Here is an 18746-nt window from a genome sequence, read left to right as displayed (position 1 = left end):
AATTTTCCATTGATGCAATACAGGGTTTGCGCCAATAAAAAGCACGTCGAAAAGATCTGCATTATTGAAGTTATTAAGTTTTGAGTGTTTTTTGGAAAAGAAGAAAATGGTGATTCCGGTACGACTCGAACGTACGACCTACTGCTTAGAAGGCAGTTGCTCTATCCAGCTGAGCTACGGAACCACTTGGCGATAATATCGCCGAAGGGGCACAAACTAGCAAATTGATTCCTAAAATCCAAGCCCATGCCCGCAATTTTTGCGCATTAACGCACTTCGTTACTAATTACTGGCCTACGAAATCCCTCTGATTTATAAAAGAATAAATCATTCAAGGGAGCGTCCGAATGAAATTCATAATCCTGATCCTTGCCCTGACGACCTCACTGACCACTTTTGCGGCACCTGGAGAGACCGATATCAATCCCGACGACCTAACCACCGATGCCGATGGAAACTTCGTGATCTGCACTTTGAAGGACGGTCGCGAGTTTCAGGCAACCACGTGGTTGGTTGCGATCGACAATTTGATTCTTTCCAAAGAGCCCGTTCGCGCCTATTTGAACTCCACTTCTGAAAACCTGGAATTCAAAAGTTGGGAGTACCGCGTGCTGGTGACCAAGCCCTTTGCTGCTGATGCTGTGAAAACGGTTCAGGTGACACGATTAAAACCGGCCGAGCCGACTAAGTATCTTGAGTGCCAAAAATAAAAAAAGGTCCCGCGAGGGACCTTTTCTTTTATTGTTCATAGATTTTCAAAACCTTGCCGACATCAAAGAAGAACAATTTAGCGCCAACCAGGGCGCTGGAAATCAAAGTTTTTCCATCCGGAGAGATTTCCAATGCCGTGGGCTGACTGCCCCCAACGAAAGTGAAAACGACGTTGCCGTTCACCGTGTCTACAACATCAATTTTCCCAGCGATACGGGAATCCACTGAGGTATCGCCAACGGTCGTGGTCGTGCGCGCAGAAACATACAGATAGCGATTGTTGATCGGATCCAAAACAATCGTATTTGGATGAGCCAATGGCCATTTCTTGTTCGGGAAGTTCGGATGATCTTTTGGATAGTCCTCAAGAATCAAAATCTTTTGCAAACCCGAGGCTGTATTAAACGGAACCAGCAGGTCATTCCATGTGGATTCCGGTAGCACTGCTTCCGGTCCTTTATCAGGCATTGCCTCCACGGTTTCCATCAGCTTTCTGACACTGATTCGTGAAACGGCGTTGCCACGCATATGACTTAGGTATGCGAGCTCCCCGTCTTTGGAAGTTACTATGTGGCGCACGTTCAATTCTCTGCCTGCCAGATCTTTTCCAATGGGAGCCAGCTCTGCGAGTTGTCTGTGATTAATAGAATCCACCACAAATATACTACCTGATTCAGTATTCAAAACCAAAGCGCGCGAACCATCCGGAGTGAACGCCACACCACGCGGCGCGATTTTGTAACCGTGATTCACCGGCGGTTTAAAGTGCGTTTGCAAATCAATTTTTTTCACAAAATGAGCGGTGCCATCCAGCTTTCCATTATCCTGCATGGTAGTGAAATCCAGGACACTGATGTCATCCGAAAAATAGTTGGCGACATAGACGATCTGCTGAGGATTTCTCATTCGTGTCACAGCAGGGCGAGTGGCGATGATCTTCGCTCCTTGACCGTATGTGGGAATATACTTTGCGATCTTTTGCGTTTTCGTGTTCACGACCGTGACCAAGCCCTGATTTTTGAACACTTCTGAATCTGCATCGCCTTCTGCACGAGCGATCAGCGCCCATTTACCATCCAGGGTAAAATCCACTTCTGTATTTGCCAGAATTCCATTTTTACGAATACCCGCAGGCGTGATCAGGGTCTTATGCAGAGTCATTTTTTCGACATCATAAATGGAAGCAGTGGGAACTCTTTTTTTGGTTTTTGGATCAACCTTTCCACACATTTCCGCGAGATAAAGGTACTTGCCGTCCGGAGCCATCTTCGCACCCTTGGGCTGACAACCCGTCGGCAGTATTTTTTTCAAAAAATCCTTGGAAGAATATGCTTCCAAATCTTTCGCGGTCGCACCTGCCAGGCAGGCATACGAAACCAGCCCCAGCACCATAATCAGCTGCTTCATACAGTTCTCCTTTGTTTAAAGCGAAACTATTGCGCAACCCCGTGCCGCCCACAATTGACGATCATGTAACGAACCAATTCCATCACAGATTTAATCCTGAGGTGGCTATTGTGTTCGAAATCGACCTTTGTTACTTTTGGCCCCATGAAAATCTTCCTTCTAACTCTTGTACTGAGCGTATTCTGTGGAATCCCGACCTTCGCGTTCGATTCGTTTGCCGCAACTCAAAGTGCAGATTGGCAACAGGAAGATGATTTGTTCGGCGCTTTCCGCGCCAATGCTCCGCATTTTTGGAATTGGCTGAAGAACCAAAACTCCCCAATGTTGCGTGCATCCGGAGTTGTTGTCGGGGATCCCCACATCCTGAATTTCGGTGATGTGCAGCTTTCCACACAAGGCCGGGTATTTGCGCTGATCGACATTGATGATGGCGGTCCGCATGCTCCCTTTGCTGGCGACCTTATCCGTTACGCTGCTGGCAATCAGATTTCCCCGTTTCAAATTTCATTGAACTCTTTATTTGATGCCTATGTACTGGGCCTTAAAGGTCTGCAAGTCAGCGAGCCGGAAATTCTGCGCGAGGCCCTTTCCCACAGTGATGCTGATTACCTGAATCGCCAATCCAAATACCTGAACAACATGACCGATCACGATCGCTTTTCTGCAAAAGCCAAAGTAACATCCATTTCCCAGTCACCGGCAGCGGTGCAGAATTTGTTCAGGCAAGCCCGCGGGTATTTTGAAGCCTCGATGCCGGGATATGAAATCCTGGATACGGGTTACAAAACCAAAAACAGTGGTGGCAGCAGTGGCTTGCCGCGCTTCTGGTATCTGATTCAAAAAAATCAAACCCGATACATCATTGAATTCAAACTTGAAAAAGACGCGGCCACTTCATTTTACTCGGACCAGGGCGATGCGGTCTCACGCTTCCCTTATGTCGCTCAAATCTACCGCCCCGCTGAGACTGTCTATGGTCCCTACAAGATCATCGCCACACCCGTGGGACAATTCCTGATGCGCGCACGCCTGAAACCCTATCTGGATTTTGAAAATGAAGCCGGTTCCAAATATGGCCGCGAGATGTCCCTGTATATTGCCAATCGCCTGGGGCTGTGGCATGGACAACAAGAACAGAGCGATGATCTATTGCAAGGGCTGCGCTATCCTGAATTTGAAACACTCGTAAACTCCTATATCAACCTGATGAAGAAAGAGAACAACTAATGAACGGACCTACCTGGGACATTGAATCAGTTTACCCTTCTATCTCCTCTAAAGAATTTCAAAACGACTGGACTGCGATTCATGCAGACCTTGAGTCACTGCAAAAAAACCTGGCAGAAATAAAAACAGTTTTTGCCAACCCTACCGATAAAACCATCACGCAGATTCAGAACATCTTGTTGATGAATGAAAAGAACACCGTCCTGGCTTCCACTATGAGTACTTATCTGACTTGCATCCTGTCAGTGGACTCTACCAATGAGGAAGCAAAAACCAAAAGCTCTGAACTGGATATTTTCTTTTCCAAGTTTTCACAGGCCATGGTGCCTTTGAACCTGTTCCTGCAACACTGCTCTGAGGACGTCTTTGCCAAAGTTCTTAATCATGAACATATCAAACCTTATCAGTTTACCTTTGAGCAGCACCGACAAAAAGCCATCTTCAGTCTTCCCGAAGCTGAAGAAACTTTGCTGAAAAGCCTGGAAGTTTCAGGACACTCTGCCTGGGGTGATCTATACGACGAATTAAGCGGCAACATCCGCGTGCAATTGAAATACCCGGACCGCACTGAAACAGTAGGCCTGGCGAAAGCTAGTGCGCTTACAAAGACTGCCAGCGAACTGGATCGCAAAGCCGCATGGCTGGGAATCCAGGAAGCCTGGGCAGAGCATCAGCACAGCGCTGCGGCGATCGTTAATGCTCTCGCAGGTTGGCGCCTTGAGGAAGCTGAAAAGCGCTCTCACACACAAGACAAGACTTTCATGAACGACCCCCTGTTCAAGAATCGCATCTCTCAAAAAACGTTAGATGCCATGATCTCCGCGTGCAAAGACAACACGAAAGATATTCGCAAGGCCGGTCACTTGATGGCCAAGCTTATGAAAAAAGACCGCTTGGAACTTTGGGACCAAATGGCTCCAAGTCCGATTGCAGCTTCGCCTGCAGCAATCCCGTTTGAACAAGGTGCGAAGATCGTTCGCGATGCTTTTGCTCACGTGTCACCAGAGATGGCGGACTTTGTGCAAATGATGGTCGATAAAAAATGGATCGAGGGTCGCGTTCTTCCGAACAAGCGCACCGGTGCTTATTGCACAGGATTTTTGAAAACCAACGAACCCCGCGTTTATATGACTTACATGGGTTCTAACAGTGACATCGGAACCCTGGCCCACGAGCTGGGTCACGGTTTCCATGCGTGGGTGATGCGCGATATGTCCCTGGGTGAACAAAACTACCCAATGACATTGGCAGAAACTGCCAGCGTGTTTGCCGAGACGGTTTTGGGCGACGCCCTGATGACTCAGGCAAAATCCCAGGAAGAGAAAATTGAAAACGCCTGGGGCGACCTGGAAAGTGCCATGGCATTCCTGATCAATATCCCCGTTCGCTATGAATTCGAAAAACGCTTTTACGAAGCCCGTAAGGACCGCACACTCAGTGCCAAGGAATTGCGCGAGCTGATGAAGACCGTCTGGACAGAATGGTACGGCGACAGCACCGAGGGCGCAGATGAACTTTTCTGGGCGCACAAGCTGCACTTCCATATTGCAGGCTTAAGCTTCTATAACTTCCCATATACGTTTGGATACTTGTTCTCGCTTAGCATTTATGCCCGTCGGGAAGAACTGGGAGCCGGCTTTATGGAGAAGTACAAAGCTATCCTGCGCGACACAGGTCGCATGACGGCAGAGGAATTGATCCAGAAGCATTTGGGTGAAGACATCACTCAACCGGCCTTCTGGCAGAAATCCATCAACGTAGTGAAATCAAAAATTTCTCACTTTGAATCCCTCATCTAGGGATCTAGGTCCGGCTGAACATTAAAAATCCCGCAAGGTGGAAATGCTATTCTACAATAGTGTTTCCACCACCTAAATAGCGGGAGATGCAGAACCCATGCGGATTCTACAACAAATCAAAGACGCCGTTTTAAAATCCTACGAATTTATCAAAGAGATGGACGAGCTGACTATGAGCCGTCTGCGCGGAGAAGACGAGTGGGATCGTCCCGAAAAAAAGACGGAGCACAAACGTGCTCCGCGAAAAAATAACGTAAAAATCGAAGACCTTCGCCCGCAAAAACCTACAGACACTGCAAGCTAAGGTCGGGCGAAATAGCCAGGCTACCGACTAGTGGAACAGTTGGCAGCCCGGTACGTTTACGTCGATCTCATTGTTTTGGTTTAAGCAAGAGTAAACCCAGTAAGTTTGCTCGCCGTATGAGTAACCGCGGTAAGCTTTTTGGTTGCCGTCTTTATCCACTTCACATGGATTGTTCATTTCACACATATAACCAGATTCGTTACCCGTGTTGTTGATGCCGATCACAGTGCGAGTGCCTTTTTGGATGATTGGAGAACCGGAAGTTCCACCGATCACCTGGCAGCCTGGACGGGAGTAACGGATAGAGTCTTCCCAAGTGAAGCCCGCTTCTTTCAATTGTGGGATGAATGCTTCGATCTCACAAGCGTAGCCGCGTTTCCAGTATCCAGAAATAACTTCGATCTGAGTTCTTTCTGTTGGACGCTGAGAAGACAAAGTCATCGCGTTCACTGCATACTTGGAAAGGATCTCTCCGTAAGTTTCGTTCAACTTATAGATCGCCATATCTGTTTTAGTCATTGTTCCATAGATGATCGTGTTAGCCGTCAAACGACCCACAACCTGCATTCCCGCGTTGAACAATTTGAAAGTACGACGGCTTGGTTTGCCGTAAAGGTAAGTTCCTGGTTTTGGAAAGCCCGCTTCCAGGCAGTGACCATTGGTCATTACCATCGCGCTGTCTGTATCGCGTGAATTTTCAAAACGAATCAATGAACCAGAACAGTTATCCAAACCAACAATCCCCTCAAAGTTGTATTCGGCTGTAAAGTTCGCTGGCAATGAAAGCATTTGCTGACCTTTCGGTAGCAATGGCAATGCGTGCGCAAGTGAAGTAACTGTCATTACAGTAATTAAAGATAACAAAAATCTCATGAGTCCCCCTCGCCCAAAAGCGTATCCATAAGCCCCTGAAGTCACAACGGAAACCCTGATGAATGCAGCGCATTCGAGCGTGTATTTATGAAGTGACGTGTCACGAATCAGACGAAAAAAGCCGGGTTTTTAGGCCCGGCTTTCGTTGTTTTGAGATTTTCGAAAAAACTAGAAGCTCTTTTTAACTACGTCCACCACGTACTGAAGCTCTTCAGGAGTGATGTAGGCAAAGCACGGAAGATTCAGTACAGCTTGAGAAATGTAGTGTGCGTTCCCGTTGTCAATTTTGCCAGCCAGGTGACCTTGAGCACCGGATTGCATGCTCATTGCGCCTGGATAGATCGTGCCGTAACCCACGTTGGCTTTTTTCAAGTTCTCGATCAAAGCCGGACGAAGTTTTGGGTCAATCATCGCAACGGCGCAGTAACCGTTCTCTGTCACTGTGGATGCTGCACGCACTGGTTTAAGAGGAAGACCTTGCAAAGACTCTTCGTAAAACTTAACTGCGTTCATACGGGATTTGATACGAGCATCGATGTGCTTCAAAGACATGTTCAGGAACAATGATTCATAAGCACCTATGCGCGAATTCCAGCCAATCATTCCGTGGGAATAATGATCTGTACGACCGTGATTGATCAAAGTACGGCAGTTCTTTGCGTAAGTGTCGTTGCCTGTGAAGATCGCGCCAGCATCACCAGACGCACCCAAAACTTTCGCTGGGTAAAAGCTGGTTGTGGAGATTTCAGCAGTGCCAAGCACGGACTGACCGTTGATCTCTGTACCGAAACACTGAGCACCGTCTTCGATCAGAACAACGCCATTTTCTTTGGCGAATTTTCTGATCTCCAAAGTTTCAGGTGTCACCCAACCGTAAAGGTGAACCATGATAGCCGCTTTAGGTTTGAATTGAGTGACCGCTTGTTTGAAAGTCGCAAGGTCCCAGTGGCAGAATTCTTTATTCACGTCCACAGTCACAGGGTTTGCGCCCACGTTTACAACCGCTTCAAAGGTTGCCCAGAAAGTCATATCCGGAACCAGAACTTTGTCATTCTTTTCCACACCCACCGCACGAAGTGCGATTTGGATGGCATCAGTTCCGTTAGCGCAACCGATAGCATGTTTTGATTTTGTATATGCAGCAAGATTGGCTTCCATTTCGCCAACAATAGGGCCACCTACGAATTGAGTTTTATCAAAAAGACCGGCAACACCCGCCAAAAACTCATCACGGAAACCAGGTTCGAAACGATTCAAAGTAATAAATGGAACTTGTTGAATGCTCATATGAACTCTCTCATTCAAGGTTAAAGTAAAAGCTATACCCTAGATTTTCCTCTAAGAAGTTCATTTGTGCAATCATGGGCTGCGCGTTGTGAGCCTTCAGCACTGTAGCTTTCTGCACACGAGTGGTGCTTATAGACAACACCAAGCCCAAGAACCTTAGCCATTGTCCAGGCTAAGGTTCCCCGATGGGTATGGGTTTTGTGGATTTATCGCTTTTCAATGGCGTCTTTCGCTCTAAAGATGGCGGCGCCCAGGTCATTCAGAAGTTTGCTTTGCTCGACACTTAGTTCCTGCCCCAGAACTTTCAGCTTCAACTGGCCTTCAAAGAAAGGACCCGTCTGCTGATTGTCGTTCCAGGCATTCATAAACTCCGCTTCGAATCTGCCGATTTCGCGGGTATCAAAAATCTGCGCACCGAACTCGCGGAAACTTCCCTGCAAAGTATCCGGATTCAAATTGGAAGATCCCACCATCATGGTTTTGCCATCGATGGAAGTGATCTTGCGGTGATTCTCCTGGTGGTAAACCTGTGTTTTGCCATTTGGAAAACGAGCTTCAGTTCCCAGCGTTTTGCGGGCCTTCACTTCAACTCCGTGCTCCATCAATTGTTCAAGGAACAAAGTGTTGGGAAGGCCACCCATATCGAAGTTTCCGTTGTGGTCCGCCAAGATTCTGATTTTTAGCTTCGGAACCTGGGATTTGCGCTTCATCAACGCATCATTGATATACGGATCGTAGATGAACAACTGCTCCATATAGATATTGTTTTCCGCTTTGGAAATCATATCCACTAGCATATTGCGCACATCTTTGATTTTTCCATCAACGTTAGCTTCCGCCAAACGCACCACTTGATTTCCCACCGCTGGAAAGCTTGAGCGCTTCAAACGGAACCAGGAAAGAATCTTATCCCGCTGAGGCAGATACGCCTCGTTGGAAAAGCCCTGCTCTTTATAATAGAACCATTTTCTTTCCTGCTCATTCAGGGTCAGCGCCGCTTCGACATCGTCATAGTATGCCGCCTGAACCAAAGCCGCCGCCGGGCCCTTTACGTACAGCGCATTATCATAGTAGTAACCACCACTGTGATCAGACCAGTTCTTTGAGCCGAAATAGGCCTGTGGTGCATCTCCTTCTGCATCGACCACAATCACTTTGCTGTGATCAATTTTTGATTCATAGTACGTGTTGCGCTTTTCTAACGCTTTGAACGTTTCATCCGTTTTGGGTACCAGATTCGTGATACCAAAAGGTATCCCTGGTGGATGACGTTGGATATTTGCCTGCATCAGATATACGGCAGAACGCAACGCCGGATCCGCTGCGACGCGGTCCTTGATGTATTGAAATACCGGCATCATCTCGTCTTTCATATTATAGTTCGTCGCATAGTCATGCAGAACCAGAACCTTGAAATTCGGATTGGCTTTTAACTTTAATGACGTTTGATCCAACAGGAACTTGCTCAGTGTTCCACCCATCGTGCCGCCGAATAAAAAGATATCGATGAAAATACTCTGCTGGCTGCTTGCGATCATATCGCGAATGCGCGCAAACATCGGGTCTTTGAATGCCGGGTGGCCTTCGTCAGTACCAGACATTGGCATTTTCATATAGGGCTTGGTGAAATCCAGCTTGCCACCATTGAAAATCGAGCGTTCATTAAACCAGTCAATTCGATCCGGAGTGACAGTATTGTGACTGACCAGCTCCACCTGATTGCCGGGCACGAAACCGCCTGCCACCAGACTGTAGGGATCCATTTCTGGAAACTGTTTTTTCAGGTTTTCAGATAATACCGGCGAGTTCACGGACAAACTCCCCGCACTTGCATAATTTGCGGCCAGCTGACGGGCTCTCGATTGCGCTTTGCGATTTTCCCTTAACGGATGATCCGCATAATCACGCAGCGCCTGAATGCGCGTTTGCATCCAGAATTTCAGCACACGCTGCTCGTTACCGGGATCAGGTTTTACGAATTTCCAGTATACCAAAGGCAAAAGAATTTTCTCGGGCACTTGGTTTTCGTTTTGTTTTACAAAACCCAAAGCCTGCTCCTGCAACTTAGGACTCAGCTTGCGAAGCTCTGCCAGCAAGGTTTCGGGGCGACGGCAAGCCTCGGCCAGGAACATCACATCGTGATTCTGCTTGTAGAAGTTCATCGCATCAATGCGTTCCTTCAGGGATACCGAACCGGATTGCGCAAAGCTTTGCAGAGATAATAATACAGCTAATCCCAGGACACCCGTTTTCATCATAGAATGCCCCCTGGAATGAGTTGATTCAGCATCAATTGTTTTTCTAATACGCCCTGACAGTTTTTAAAGAATTCACGTCGGGCAGAAGATTTCACTTCGTCCTCTTCACTCATTCTTGGATTTTTGGCTAAAGAGCGGAACGCCGTCATTTCGATTTCGCTGCGTTCAGAATCAAATTTTCGGTCTTTTAAATCATAGACCATTTTTTTAACTGCAAATTCAGAATGCGCGTGCATCTTTTTCTGGTTCACCATGTAGCGCATGGTGGAAATGGAAGAGTACTTGTCACTCGACTCCGGCAACAATTCCGGACGGCCCTCTTGGGTGGCCGCAATCCATCCCGGATAGATCTCCAGGGTTTCCTCTGCCGGGATCAGATTTTTCAGATTAAAGTTTTTATAAATATCCACAGTATAGAACACCGGAACATTTGCACTCGTCGCCACAATACTGCCAAAGCCACTGCACTGAGCCGCAGTCAATGACGGATTCACACGGAAGTATCTGCGATAGCGGATATAACCCTTCACACCATTCTTGGTGATTTTGGGAAGTCCGAGCTTTGGTTTAATATCCAGGATCTCGATAAAGATGCTGACTTGGCCACCGACATAGTCGGAACTTTGACTTTTATCGACCAGTACGGAGTTTGCATAAATCTGCTGCGTGAAACCCTGGGATTCCAACAATGACCATTTCTTAGAAAGAGTTCCCGTTTCATCCAGTCGAATCAATTGATTGCTGGAAAGCTCAGGACCGAAATGAGCGGCATAAGGTTTTGGTGCAAAGTTCAGATCAAATTGCAGACCCAAATTAACCAGCTTATAGACCTTCAAAGTCTTAACGAAGTTTTCGATCACTTCTTCTTTAACATTGCCCATTGCAAGCTTAGCCAGACCCTGCTGGGGATTTTCCTCCCCAAGGGTTTTTGCCAAAGCATCCTGCAGGGACCTCTTAGCGGATTCAGAAAGATGTTTGCCATCGCCGTTGGTATGAAAATCTACTTCCATGACTCTGCGGAATTTTTCAGTTGGAGAATCCTCTCCCAGAATCTGCCCAAGTGCCTGGGTTTCGCGCTCGGTAAAAACACTAGGCAAACTGCTGGGTTTTCGAACTTCCTGATGCGAACAGTGCACCGCCAAGGCAGCGGCGCACAGGCTTAAGATCAACGGCTTTCTCAATTTGAACCTCTAGATTCCCTGAAGTTTTGTGAACTCGGCATAGTGAGCATCATCGGCCTTCAACAACAGCTCCAGAGAGCGTGGAAGGTCCTTATAAACGCGGCGACCACCGTAGTACATAATGACCGGATCAAACATTCTTTGGTTGCCGACTGCCAGTTGCGCCACATTGTCAGGACTGATCGTGTAACGCATCAGTGTATTTTCCAAAGGCCATTTCACATCGTCAAAAACCACGTATGCGATCTCTGAACATACAATGCGCGTGTGTGTATGAACGTCAAAATTGAAATCGTATTCCTTACCGATTTGCGCCACCGCCTGCAATATGGCTTTGCGACGGTATTCATCAGTAATGTTTGAACGGTTGTCACGGATCACCAGGAAGTCATCAATATTCAGGAAGTGATCCAGAGTATTGATCTCAACCCCCGGTCTTAAAGCTTCAACAATGCGATGACCAGAGCGAACCTTGTCCTGAATATTGCGGGGTAGTTGGTCCCAAACACGCAGGTCTTTCAATTGCGCTTCAGTGCCCAACCAGATCGCGACGTGACCATAATGGCCTGGAATCATTTTATCCGTCAGACGGAAGGGCGTTTTCTCCATCAGAATGTCCAGGGGTTTCATTTCTGCGATCAGCTTGGACTTTTCATTCAACGACATATTGTACAAATAGCCTTTGCGGGTTTCAACCAAACCCACCATGTTGCCGAAGCCCATACTTACGCCGTAAGACACTACGCGAGCTCCACGTTTTCCACGGGAAGTCAGACGATTCCAAAGGTTCGCAACTGCATCTTCAAAGGTTGAACCTTCTTTATTATTTTTTACTGCCACATACCAGATACTCGATTGAATCATACCGTAAAGGTTCGCTTCCTCGGGGCTTGTCGTAATGCCCTGAGCTCGGCGCCAGGCCATCACACCGTCCACAAATTCGATCGCAGTACGAATTTGATCGCGACGCTCACGGTTCGTGTAGCTATCAGCAACCTGCTGCAAAGCTTTCTTTTGATTTGTGTCGTAGTTCAAAACGTAACGAATGGAATCGATATTATTATAAGGTTGAATCGCAACCAGGAAGTTATCCATCAGGATCAACGCTGAAGCCAACGCCATTTGCGTCTTAAAAATTTCCTTTTCGCCCTGTGGATCTTTTGGATCAATGCTTAGAATTTGATATTTTTCCCAAACATCTTTAGGACGAACGCGCTCCTTAACTTCATTCTTAGTTCCCAGATACGGCGTCAACTTCACCTGGTTAGGACTGGCGAAATTCGAGGCCACGGGCAGCGTGTAGTCGAGCAATTTCTTACGGGTTACAAGATAGTCCGCGCCCATCTTTCTAACCCACTCACCTTCCGAGCGGCTGAAGCTGACATCACTTCTTTCACCCATCTTTTTTTCCTGGGCGAACTGCAGAGCTTTCGCTCTGAAAGTCAGAGCTTCTGAAAATAAAATCTGGTGGTCATAATACTGGGGATCTACGTAGCTGGCGGCAGCTGGTGCTCGCTCCGTGGTTTCCCGTTGAGATGTACAAGCTGAAAATACCAAAGGCACAAGACACAGTGAAACCAAACTAAAACGCATGTTTTTCCCCCAATGGATTCATTTTTCTTTGTGTTTATTCATATTAATAGGACCTAAATTGTTAAGACACACAAAACTGTTAGAAGGACCAGACTAGCGTAAAACTCATAGTTTCCTTCGCTAAGCCCTAAGCCTAGAAATGAATACCTGACAGACACTGTCTAAAATTCTGAACGCCATGTGCACTACCATAGCTATAAGATGGTAACAAAATTGCATTTAGATCTATGACTTCCGTTGTGGCACGTGAGGTAGGGGGAATAACCGTATGAAAATGAGACTGCTTGGCTTCATCATTTCTGGTGCAGCACTCGTCATAACGTTTCAAAACTGTGCACCGCCAGCACATTTCGCAAGTCTTGCAAGCCAAGGTATTAACGCGGGCGTGGGTGCCAAGTCCATTCCAGATATTTTGATCGAAACCAAAATGAATACCGCTATCGAGTTCGCAGCCGACACCATCTCTGCACCCGTGGCAGATAAAATTGCTTTTATCACGACGAACAATGGTGCCGCCCTAAACGGAAAAATCGAAGTCCTTGATCTTGCAACTTATAAATTCAAATACACTCCGAACTATGGGTTTCGCGGAACCGACAATATTCTGGTAACCGTGACAGACAAAGAGGGCGTGGCTATCCAATTCACTATCAAAGCCAGCGTGGGCAATGCCTTCCAAACATTCAAACCCGCCCTGGCAATTCGTGGTATGGGTTGTATTCAATGTCACGCTCAGGTGGCTTCCAACATCATTACTGACTTCGGATATCAATCTAGCTACTTCATGGCCCAGGGCTCGCCGTCTAACATCACTTGGACCAGCGGATCTGTGTATGGTGACCACGGGAATAACTTTTATACAGTTGCGATCCCTGCAGATAAGTCCATCATCGTGCCGCAAGCACCATTGCCGGCTGCTATTGCCACTTCCTCAGGAGCCAACACATTGGCTGCTTACTTAAAAGCCCAGTTGGCGAAATCGATTTACGCCACCTCCAAAGGTGCCGTGGTTCAGGAAAAGAAAAGCGTTTATATCGGTGCACCTACGGACGCCAATATCTCGACAGCATTCCAGCTGACGTCCTCTGAGCGCATGAAGTATTTCAAAGATTCAGATACGGCTGTTGCGTTGTCCGGTCTTAAAGACGAAGGCACATTCTTTCAAAACAGTGGCACCTTGAACTGTGAAGGTGACGTTGCCGTTCGCGGTCCTTTGCTATTGGAAAATCTGACGATCAATTCAAAAACCGGCTGCCGTCTTTACGTGATGGGCTCTGTTTTCATCTATGGAGCAATCAATTACTCCAACAATGATTCGACCAGAAACCTGCAAATCACCAGCAGCAAATCCATCAGCTTGGGACTGGGTACCGTTAAAAAGAACGGCAACTTCTGTAACACGACTGATAACTATGCTTTAAATACTGCGGGCTATGGAACTTCGTCTTTGGTGAACCGTTACTCGTCCTTCTGGACAGTGCCTGGTAACTTCATCCGCGCTTCCAGCAATCCGAAAGCCTTTGGCGATACGATTCTGGCCGAGGCCGCATTGATTGAAGCCAAGAAGGGTGCCTTGTACGATGCTGCCTGCCGCACTGAAGGCCGTAGCGTGTCGTTTGAGCGCATTCTGCTTAATGCCCCGCTAATCCATAGCCGTTACGAAGGCAACGTCTCTGGGACCGTTATTGCCGAGGTTTCGATCATGAGCTTGAATAAGTTCAAGTTCTCTTATGACGAAGTCTTTAATACCGTTCCAGTCTTCCCGTTCCTGGATCGCTCCGTATACCTGGATATCGTCGAGTAAGACTGACCAAACTTCATACAGTCCCGCAATCTTTTCCAAGGAAGGAGTTCACATAGGCTCCTTTCCCGGGAATTGATAAAAGGACCTTATGAAGCCATTTAAATTTCTGATTTCCTTTTTATTCCTTCTGCCCGTCTTTGGCCATGCCTATACTCTGCAAGGCAAAGTCACTAACGTTCATGATGGCGACACCCTGAATGTTCAGGTGGGATCGCAAAAATATAAAGTGCGCTTTCTTGGCGTCGACACTCCTGAAGTAGATTACTTTGGGCACAGCCAGGGCGAGCCTGCGGACGTCGCCCGTGACTTCGTAACTGGCTTGGTGCCTCCTGGTAGCCAGGTTACTGTCGTTTACGATGACAACGGTCATGACAAGCACAACCGTATCCTGGGCCGCGTATTTTACAACAATGTTGAAATCAACCTGTCGATCCTGGAAGAGGGTTGGGGCTATCTTTACTTTATCTATCCATTTGATAAAAGCCTGATCCAGGCCTACAGCGATGCCAGCCGTAACGCGGTTGAAAACAAACGAGGCTTGTTCTCCCCCCGCTATGCGAATGTTTCTGCACCTTACGACTTCCGCATGGATTCACGCAATTTCACGGGAACAAACTTCGTGGGTGATATCGAAACCAAGATGCTTTACTTCCCCGAGGACTCCTACAAAGTTCCAGTCTGGAGAAGAGCTTTCTTCTCGGATAAGAACCTGGCAATCCATTTAGGTTATAAGTTCTTCTAAAACAAAAAAGCCATCCCCGGAGGATGGCTTTTTTTATTTCTAACTATATCTTTTTTTTTACTCTTTAGGTCCGATAGTCTCTTTAACTTTGATTGTTTTTTTGATCTTCGCATCTGAAGACAGGGACAGGTCCTCTGCCGTATAGACCTTCTTGGATTTCCCTGACTTAACTTCCAGCGATGCCCACTTAAACATAGAGCCACCCTTAAGAGCAAACCCCACGCCACCCTGAGTAGCGTCCTGAACCGGCAATACCACTTTCACCGGAGTCTTTGCAGTAAAATCCAAAGCCATCTTTACCGGGCCAGTCGCCAGGCCTTCTTTGTTTTCATCAGCACACTGCACGCGCAGCTCTGATTTCTCGATTTCAATTTGATCAAAGGACAGACAGTTCAGGTCGCCCGCCGCCATCCAAATCTTGGAGCTTCGAACATACTCATGAACTTTGGGCTTCTTACCGTCGCCCATCGTCCACTGCGATAAAACGACCACGTATTCAGGCAAAGAGATCACCGCCATGATATCTTCGGAAACAAGATCATTGGGAAAGCCCAGACTTTCTTTTCTCCCCGTACGCGCATCCAGTTCCATAAACACCCGGCGCGCGGGATCAGAGATATCCACCGCAACGACAACTTTACCATTATGAATATTGGAAGCCGATTGAATCACTGTTGCTGCCTGTGATTGAATTCCCGCGAATAAAACCAGCAATCCTAAGATGAGAGATTTCATTATTGTATGCCTTTCTTATTGCCGCTTTGACTGGTGTTATTAGTATTGCATTTCGATCCGGCACGATCAAGATGCCCGCCTCGGTATTCACACCCCTGAGTACCACCTAACTGATCCGCCAGTGAGACAAGAGGACGGGACGCTTTATTTTTCGAATAGTCGATGATCTCGGCTTCAGAAGCAAAAGTATGACCTGATTGACGAATGGATTCGATTAACACCGCCAGATTGTCTGCGGTCCACTTATGTACATCATGCATTAAAATCACCCCACCCTTTGAAGAGCAAATCTGCTCCAGGGCCGAGACAGGAAGGGCTTTACGTTTGATTTTACTCCAGTCATTCGTATCGATGTCCCAATGAAAGGGATAATAGCCTTCCCGCTTGATCGCAGTCATCGCACCATGGGCCAGATCTTGATTAGCTTTGGCAGAGTCATAAACCCAGCCACTGCCATACGGAAAACGAAATGGACGGGGCTTTGGCAAATTCAGCTTGTCCATTTCGCGAAATGATTTGTTCAAATTTTCCAGCATCGTTTTACGCGAAGTTAACTCCGAGTTTGCGTGTTCAATGTGTGCATAAGAATGCGAACCAATGGTATGGCCTTCACTTTTCATTCTTTCGATCAACATTTTACGAGCCTGGATTTCTTCCGGCTTTCCTTTTAAAAGGGAATCCGTCGAAATTAAGAAAGTCGCTTTAATACCCGCTTTGCGCAAAATATCCAAAACCTGTGGAGTAATCTTAGGATCCGGGCCGTCGTCAAAAGACAAATGCACCGGGTAAGATTTGCTGCCGGAGCAAATCTTTTTGTCGACCTTCATGCTATCATCGATAGGTTGTGAAACCTGCTCCACAAATTCATTGGCAACCGGCCGGGAATTAGCGATCCAGGGACTTACTAAAACCATTGCTGTGATTAGAAATTTCATACGCATAGATTCATTAGATCATTTTCACAGAAATCAGCCAAAATATGTTTTCTATTCACTGGACTAAAACGAATCCATACAGAGTGGCATGATTCGACTATCAAAGGAGAAACCATGCTTAAACAAACTGCTTTGGGATTGATCGGCCTTTTGTTAGTCGCGGATATCGCTTCTGCTGCATGCGGAGACATGTCCTCTCGAACATTTAAAGGGGACGAAGCCGTTACTTTGGGATATATACTAAAAAATTCCGCCATCGCTCAAAAAACCGTCAATGGCGACGATACCACGTGGACGATCGCCACGCTGACTTGCACCCAAACCAATCGCGGTGTCCTGCCGGACCTTATGCCAGCTTACGTTTGCTCACCACCTGCCGGCGTTGGGCCTATCACGGCCAAGGCTTTATTCGATGCCTTGTCTGAAATGGGAGTGATGCCTGATGCAACCACAGGTCATGTGCATGAGAATGCCAAAGACGTGAAGTGCACAATCAATAAAAATGGCACCGGCGGCACAGAAGCAAATCCGACGTGCTCAATGACGGCCGCCTGGGGCGACGAATGTGGTGATTCTTAATTTTTCTTATTATGTGGAAGCTCGGGATCGTTCGCGGTCCCCGCTTCGTTTAACATATTGAAAAGTGAATTTTGAAAACACACCAAAGTGTCAGCTTCTTCACTGTCAAACTCGGCAATGAATTCTTTTTGAAAGGCACGAAGCTTTTCGATGGCTTCCTGCATACGTTGCGATTTCATTCTGATGAATGTCGCTGAATATTGTCTTTGGGACTTGGGTACGACATCGTAAGAGCGCTCCAGAATCTTAACGATCTCCGAGTGCATTGCCTTGGGATCCGGTGATGTTGGAGTTCTGGATTCCAAATCAATTACTTCCTGGCTGTTCATTCCAAGAATTGGCGCCAAGACCTGCGCCAGGGCCTCGCGGCTTTCAAAGTTTTGAAGTTTATTTCCCTCATTGATAATGAATCTGGCAATGGCGTTGTTCTTTTCGCCCTGCAATTGATTCAAGACCATGATGCGCAGATGATTGCTATCGATGGATTTTTCGTATTTTACCAGATTGGAAAAGTGATCCTTTTCATTCTGATCAAAATCAAAGTACTCAGCCATGGAGTCAACAAGCTTGTCGCCGATATGGCGCTTGCGATTCAGAATCATCGACAAAGCCGAGGGATGTGAAAGCCCCAACTGACGGGTCCACACCGTCAAACTCCAACCTACTTTATTCTGGCTCTTCCAGGCATTGTAGTCTGCCAGGAACTGCCGATAGTCTTTGTACTTAAGGATTTCAGCCTTTGTCATATGGGCCTATATATACCTTAAAAAACGGGCACTTCGGCATTTTTGCCGGGTTTTCACAAACCTTGTGAAAGGTTTTCAGCAACCGTCTCTTGTTTGGTCAGAACATATATGTCAAAACTATGCCTTCCCATAACACCCTAAGGGGGCTTAGATGAAACTGTTCCTGTCTATATTGCTTATGGCGCCTGTTTTCGCCTCTGCAGCGACTGAAATCATTTATAATCGTTCTGCCAACCCTTACATCCCTCAGCAGGGTGAAATCTATCGTGACAACCTATGTGTTGAGCCGGATACCAACACCCTTAAAGTTCGCATTCCCGAACATACGGTCAAGAACGTTAAAGTTCCTGAAACGACTATCTCTGCTCCTTTGATTGAGGAAAAAGAAATCTGTGTTCGCTGGAACCGAAACGATTCCACCCGTCCATCTTGCGTGAAAAAAGAAACGCGCGAAGTTCAACTTGATGACTCTTACACACAGTATACTTACGATGTGTGGGACCACCGTAAAGAGCGCCCGATCACGGTGCAAAACAAGCGTTTGGAAAACTGCAATCGCTAGTTC

The 18746-nt window shown here is 47.0% G+C and carries 17 protein-coding genes and 1 tRNA gene; 8 read left to right on the top strand and 10 right to left on the bottom strand.

Annotation, left to right across the window (positions count from 1 at the left end; genetic code table 11):
• Nucleotides 1-107: 107 nt before the first annotated feature.
• Nucleotides 108-184: transfer RNA gene (locus ACLWNV_RS04140), tRNA-Arg, on the bottom strand.
• Between the two features lie 163 nt (nucleotides 185-347).
• On the opposite strand from ACLWNV_RS04140, the gene ACLWNV_RS04135 reads away from it, so the two are divergent.
• On the top strand, nucleotides 348-710 hold the full coding sequence (locus tag ACLWNV_RS04135) for a hypothetical protein (RefSeq protein ID WP_413586637.1): 363 nt from the start codon (nucleotides 348-350) through the stop codon (nucleotides 708-710).
• A gap of 28 nt (nucleotides 711-738) precedes the next feature.
• Here ACLWNV_RS04135 and ACLWNV_RS04130 read toward each other — a convergent pair whose 3' ends face one another.
• Nucleotides 739-2118, bottom strand: a complete 1380-nt coding sequence (locus ACLWNV_RS04130) for a beta-propeller fold lactonase family protein (RefSeq protein ID WP_413586636.1) — start codon at nucleotides 2116-2118, stop codon at nucleotides 739-741.
• Between the two features lie 144 nt (nucleotides 2119-2262).
• Here ACLWNV_RS04130 and ACLWNV_RS04125 point away from each other — a divergent pair, with 144 nt between their 5' ends.
• From ACLWNV_RS04125 to ACLWNV_RS04115, 3 genes are all read left to right on the top strand, one after another.
• Nucleotides 2263-3345 (top strand): DUF2252 family protein, encoded by a 1083-nt coding sequence (locus tag ACLWNV_RS04125; protein ID WP_413586635.1) that lies wholly within the window; start codon nucleotides 2263-2265, stop codon nucleotides 3343-3345.
• On the top strand, nucleotides 3345-5144 hold the full coding sequence (locus tag ACLWNV_RS04120) for a M3 family oligoendopeptidase (RefSeq protein ID WP_413586634.1): 1800 nt from the start codon (nucleotides 3345-3347) through the stop codon (nucleotides 5142-5144). Before ACLWNV_RS04125 ends, ACLWNV_RS04120 begins: the two co-directional genes overlap by 1 nt.
• Before the next feature lie 97 nt (nucleotides 5145-5241).
• Complete coding sequence (locus ACLWNV_RS04115) at nucleotides 5242-5448, top strand: hypothetical protein (protein ID WP_413586633.1); 207 nt, start codon at nucleotides 5242-5244, stop codon at nucleotides 5446-5448.
• Between the two features lie 27 nt (nucleotides 5449-5475).
• Here the strand turns inward: ACLWNV_RS04115 and ACLWNV_RS04110 are convergent, their stop codons facing one another.
• The 5 genes from ACLWNV_RS04110 to ACLWNV_RS04090 form a co-directional block, all read right to left on the bottom strand.
• The gene (locus ACLWNV_RS04110) at nucleotides 5476-6321 is read right to left on the bottom strand and encodes a trypsin-like peptidase domain-containing protein (RefSeq protein WP_413586632.1); all 846 of its coding nucleotides are present in this window, start codon (nucleotides 6319-6321) and stop codon (nucleotides 5476-5478) included.
• A gap of 168 nt (nucleotides 6322-6489) precedes the next feature.
• Complete coding sequence (locus tag ACLWNV_RS04105; RefSeq protein ID WP_413586631.1) at nucleotides 6490-7608, bottom strand: DegT/DnrJ/EryC1/StrS family aminotransferase; 1119 nt, start codon at nucleotides 7606-7608, stop codon at nucleotides 6490-6492.
• Nucleotides 7609-7814: 206 nt separating this feature from the next.
• A complete protein-coding gene (locus ACLWNV_RS04100) occupies nucleotides 7815-9866 on the bottom strand; it encodes a phospholipase D-like domain-containing protein (protein WP_413586630.1) in 2052 nt (683 codons plus the stop codon).
• Complete coding sequence (locus tag ACLWNV_RS04095; RefSeq protein ID WP_413586629.1) at nucleotides 9863-11047, bottom strand: hypothetical protein; 1185 nt, start codon at nucleotides 11045-11047, stop codon at nucleotides 9863-9865. Before ACLWNV_RS04095 ends, ACLWNV_RS04100 begins: the two co-directional genes overlap by 4 nt.
• A 9-nt stretch (nucleotides 11048-11056) precedes the next feature.
• Nucleotides 11057-12640, bottom strand: a complete 1584-nt coding sequence (locus tag ACLWNV_RS04090) for a YiiX/YebB-like N1pC/P60 family cysteine hydrolase (RefSeq protein ID WP_413586628.1) — start codon at nucleotides 12638-12640, stop codon at nucleotides 11057-11059.
• Nucleotides 12641-12908: 268 nt separating this feature from the next.
• Between ACLWNV_RS04090 and ACLWNV_RS04085 the strand changes: the two genes are divergently transcribed.
• Nucleotides 12909-14444 carry an Ig-like domain-containing protein gene (locus tag ACLWNV_RS04085; RefSeq protein ID WP_413586627.1) on the top strand — a complete coding sequence of 512 codons (1536 nt, stop codon included), beginning with the start codon at nucleotides 12909-12911 and terminating at the stop codon, nucleotides 14442-14444.
• A gap of 88 nt (nucleotides 14445-14532) precedes the next feature.
• Nucleotides 14533-15186, top strand: a complete 654-nt coding sequence (locus tag ACLWNV_RS04080) for a thermonuclease family protein (protein ID WP_413586626.1) — start codon at nucleotides 14533-14535, stop codon at nucleotides 15184-15186.
• Between the two features lie 57 nt (nucleotides 15187-15243).
• Here ACLWNV_RS04080 and ACLWNV_RS04075 read toward each other — a convergent pair whose 3' ends face one another.
• A complete protein-coding gene (locus tag ACLWNV_RS04075) occupies nucleotides 15244-15921 on the bottom strand; it encodes a hypothetical protein (protein ID WP_413586625.1) in 678 nt (225 codons plus the stop codon).
• A complete protein-coding gene (locus tag ACLWNV_RS04070) occupies nucleotides 15921-16856 on the bottom strand; it encodes a polysaccharide deacetylase family protein (protein ID WP_413586624.1) in 936 nt (311 codons plus the stop codon). Before ACLWNV_RS04070 ends, ACLWNV_RS04075 begins: the two co-directional genes overlap by 1 nt.
• A gap of 114 nt (nucleotides 16857-16970) precedes the next feature.
• Here ACLWNV_RS04070 and ACLWNV_RS04065 point away from each other — a divergent pair, with 114 nt between their 5' ends.
• Nucleotides 16971-17435, top strand: a complete 465-nt coding sequence (locus tag ACLWNV_RS04065) for a hypothetical protein (RefSeq protein WP_413586623.1) — start codon at nucleotides 16971-16973, stop codon at nucleotides 17433-17435.
• On the opposite strand, the gene ACLWNV_RS04060 is transcribed toward ACLWNV_RS04065, so the two are convergent.
• Nucleotides 17432-18181 (bottom strand): TIGR02147 family protein, encoded by a 750-nt coding sequence (locus ACLWNV_RS04060; RefSeq protein WP_413586622.1) that lies wholly within the window; start codon nucleotides 18179-18181, stop codon nucleotides 17432-17434. The genes ACLWNV_RS04065 and ACLWNV_RS04060 overlap by 4 nt on opposite strands.
• Nucleotides 18182-18332: 151 nt before the next feature.
• Here ACLWNV_RS04060 and ACLWNV_RS04055 point away from each other — a divergent pair, with 151 nt between their 5' ends.
• Nucleotides 18333-18743: a hypothetical protein gene (locus tag ACLWNV_RS04055; protein WP_413586621.1), complete on the top strand. Its 411-nt coding sequence runs from the start codon at nucleotides 18333-18335 to the stop codon at nucleotides 18741-18743.
• The last annotated feature ends 3 nt before the right edge of the window (nucleotides 18744-18746 follow it).

Origin of the sequence: Bdellovibrio sp. HCB274 (assembly GCF_047306075.1) — a bacterium.
GTDB lineage: Bacteria > Bdellovibrionota > Bdellovibrionia > Bdellovibrionales > Bdellovibrionaceae > Bdellovibrio.
The sequence above is the reverse complement of the archived record's forward strand: the minus strand, read 5'-3'. Positions and strand labels throughout refer to the sequence as shown.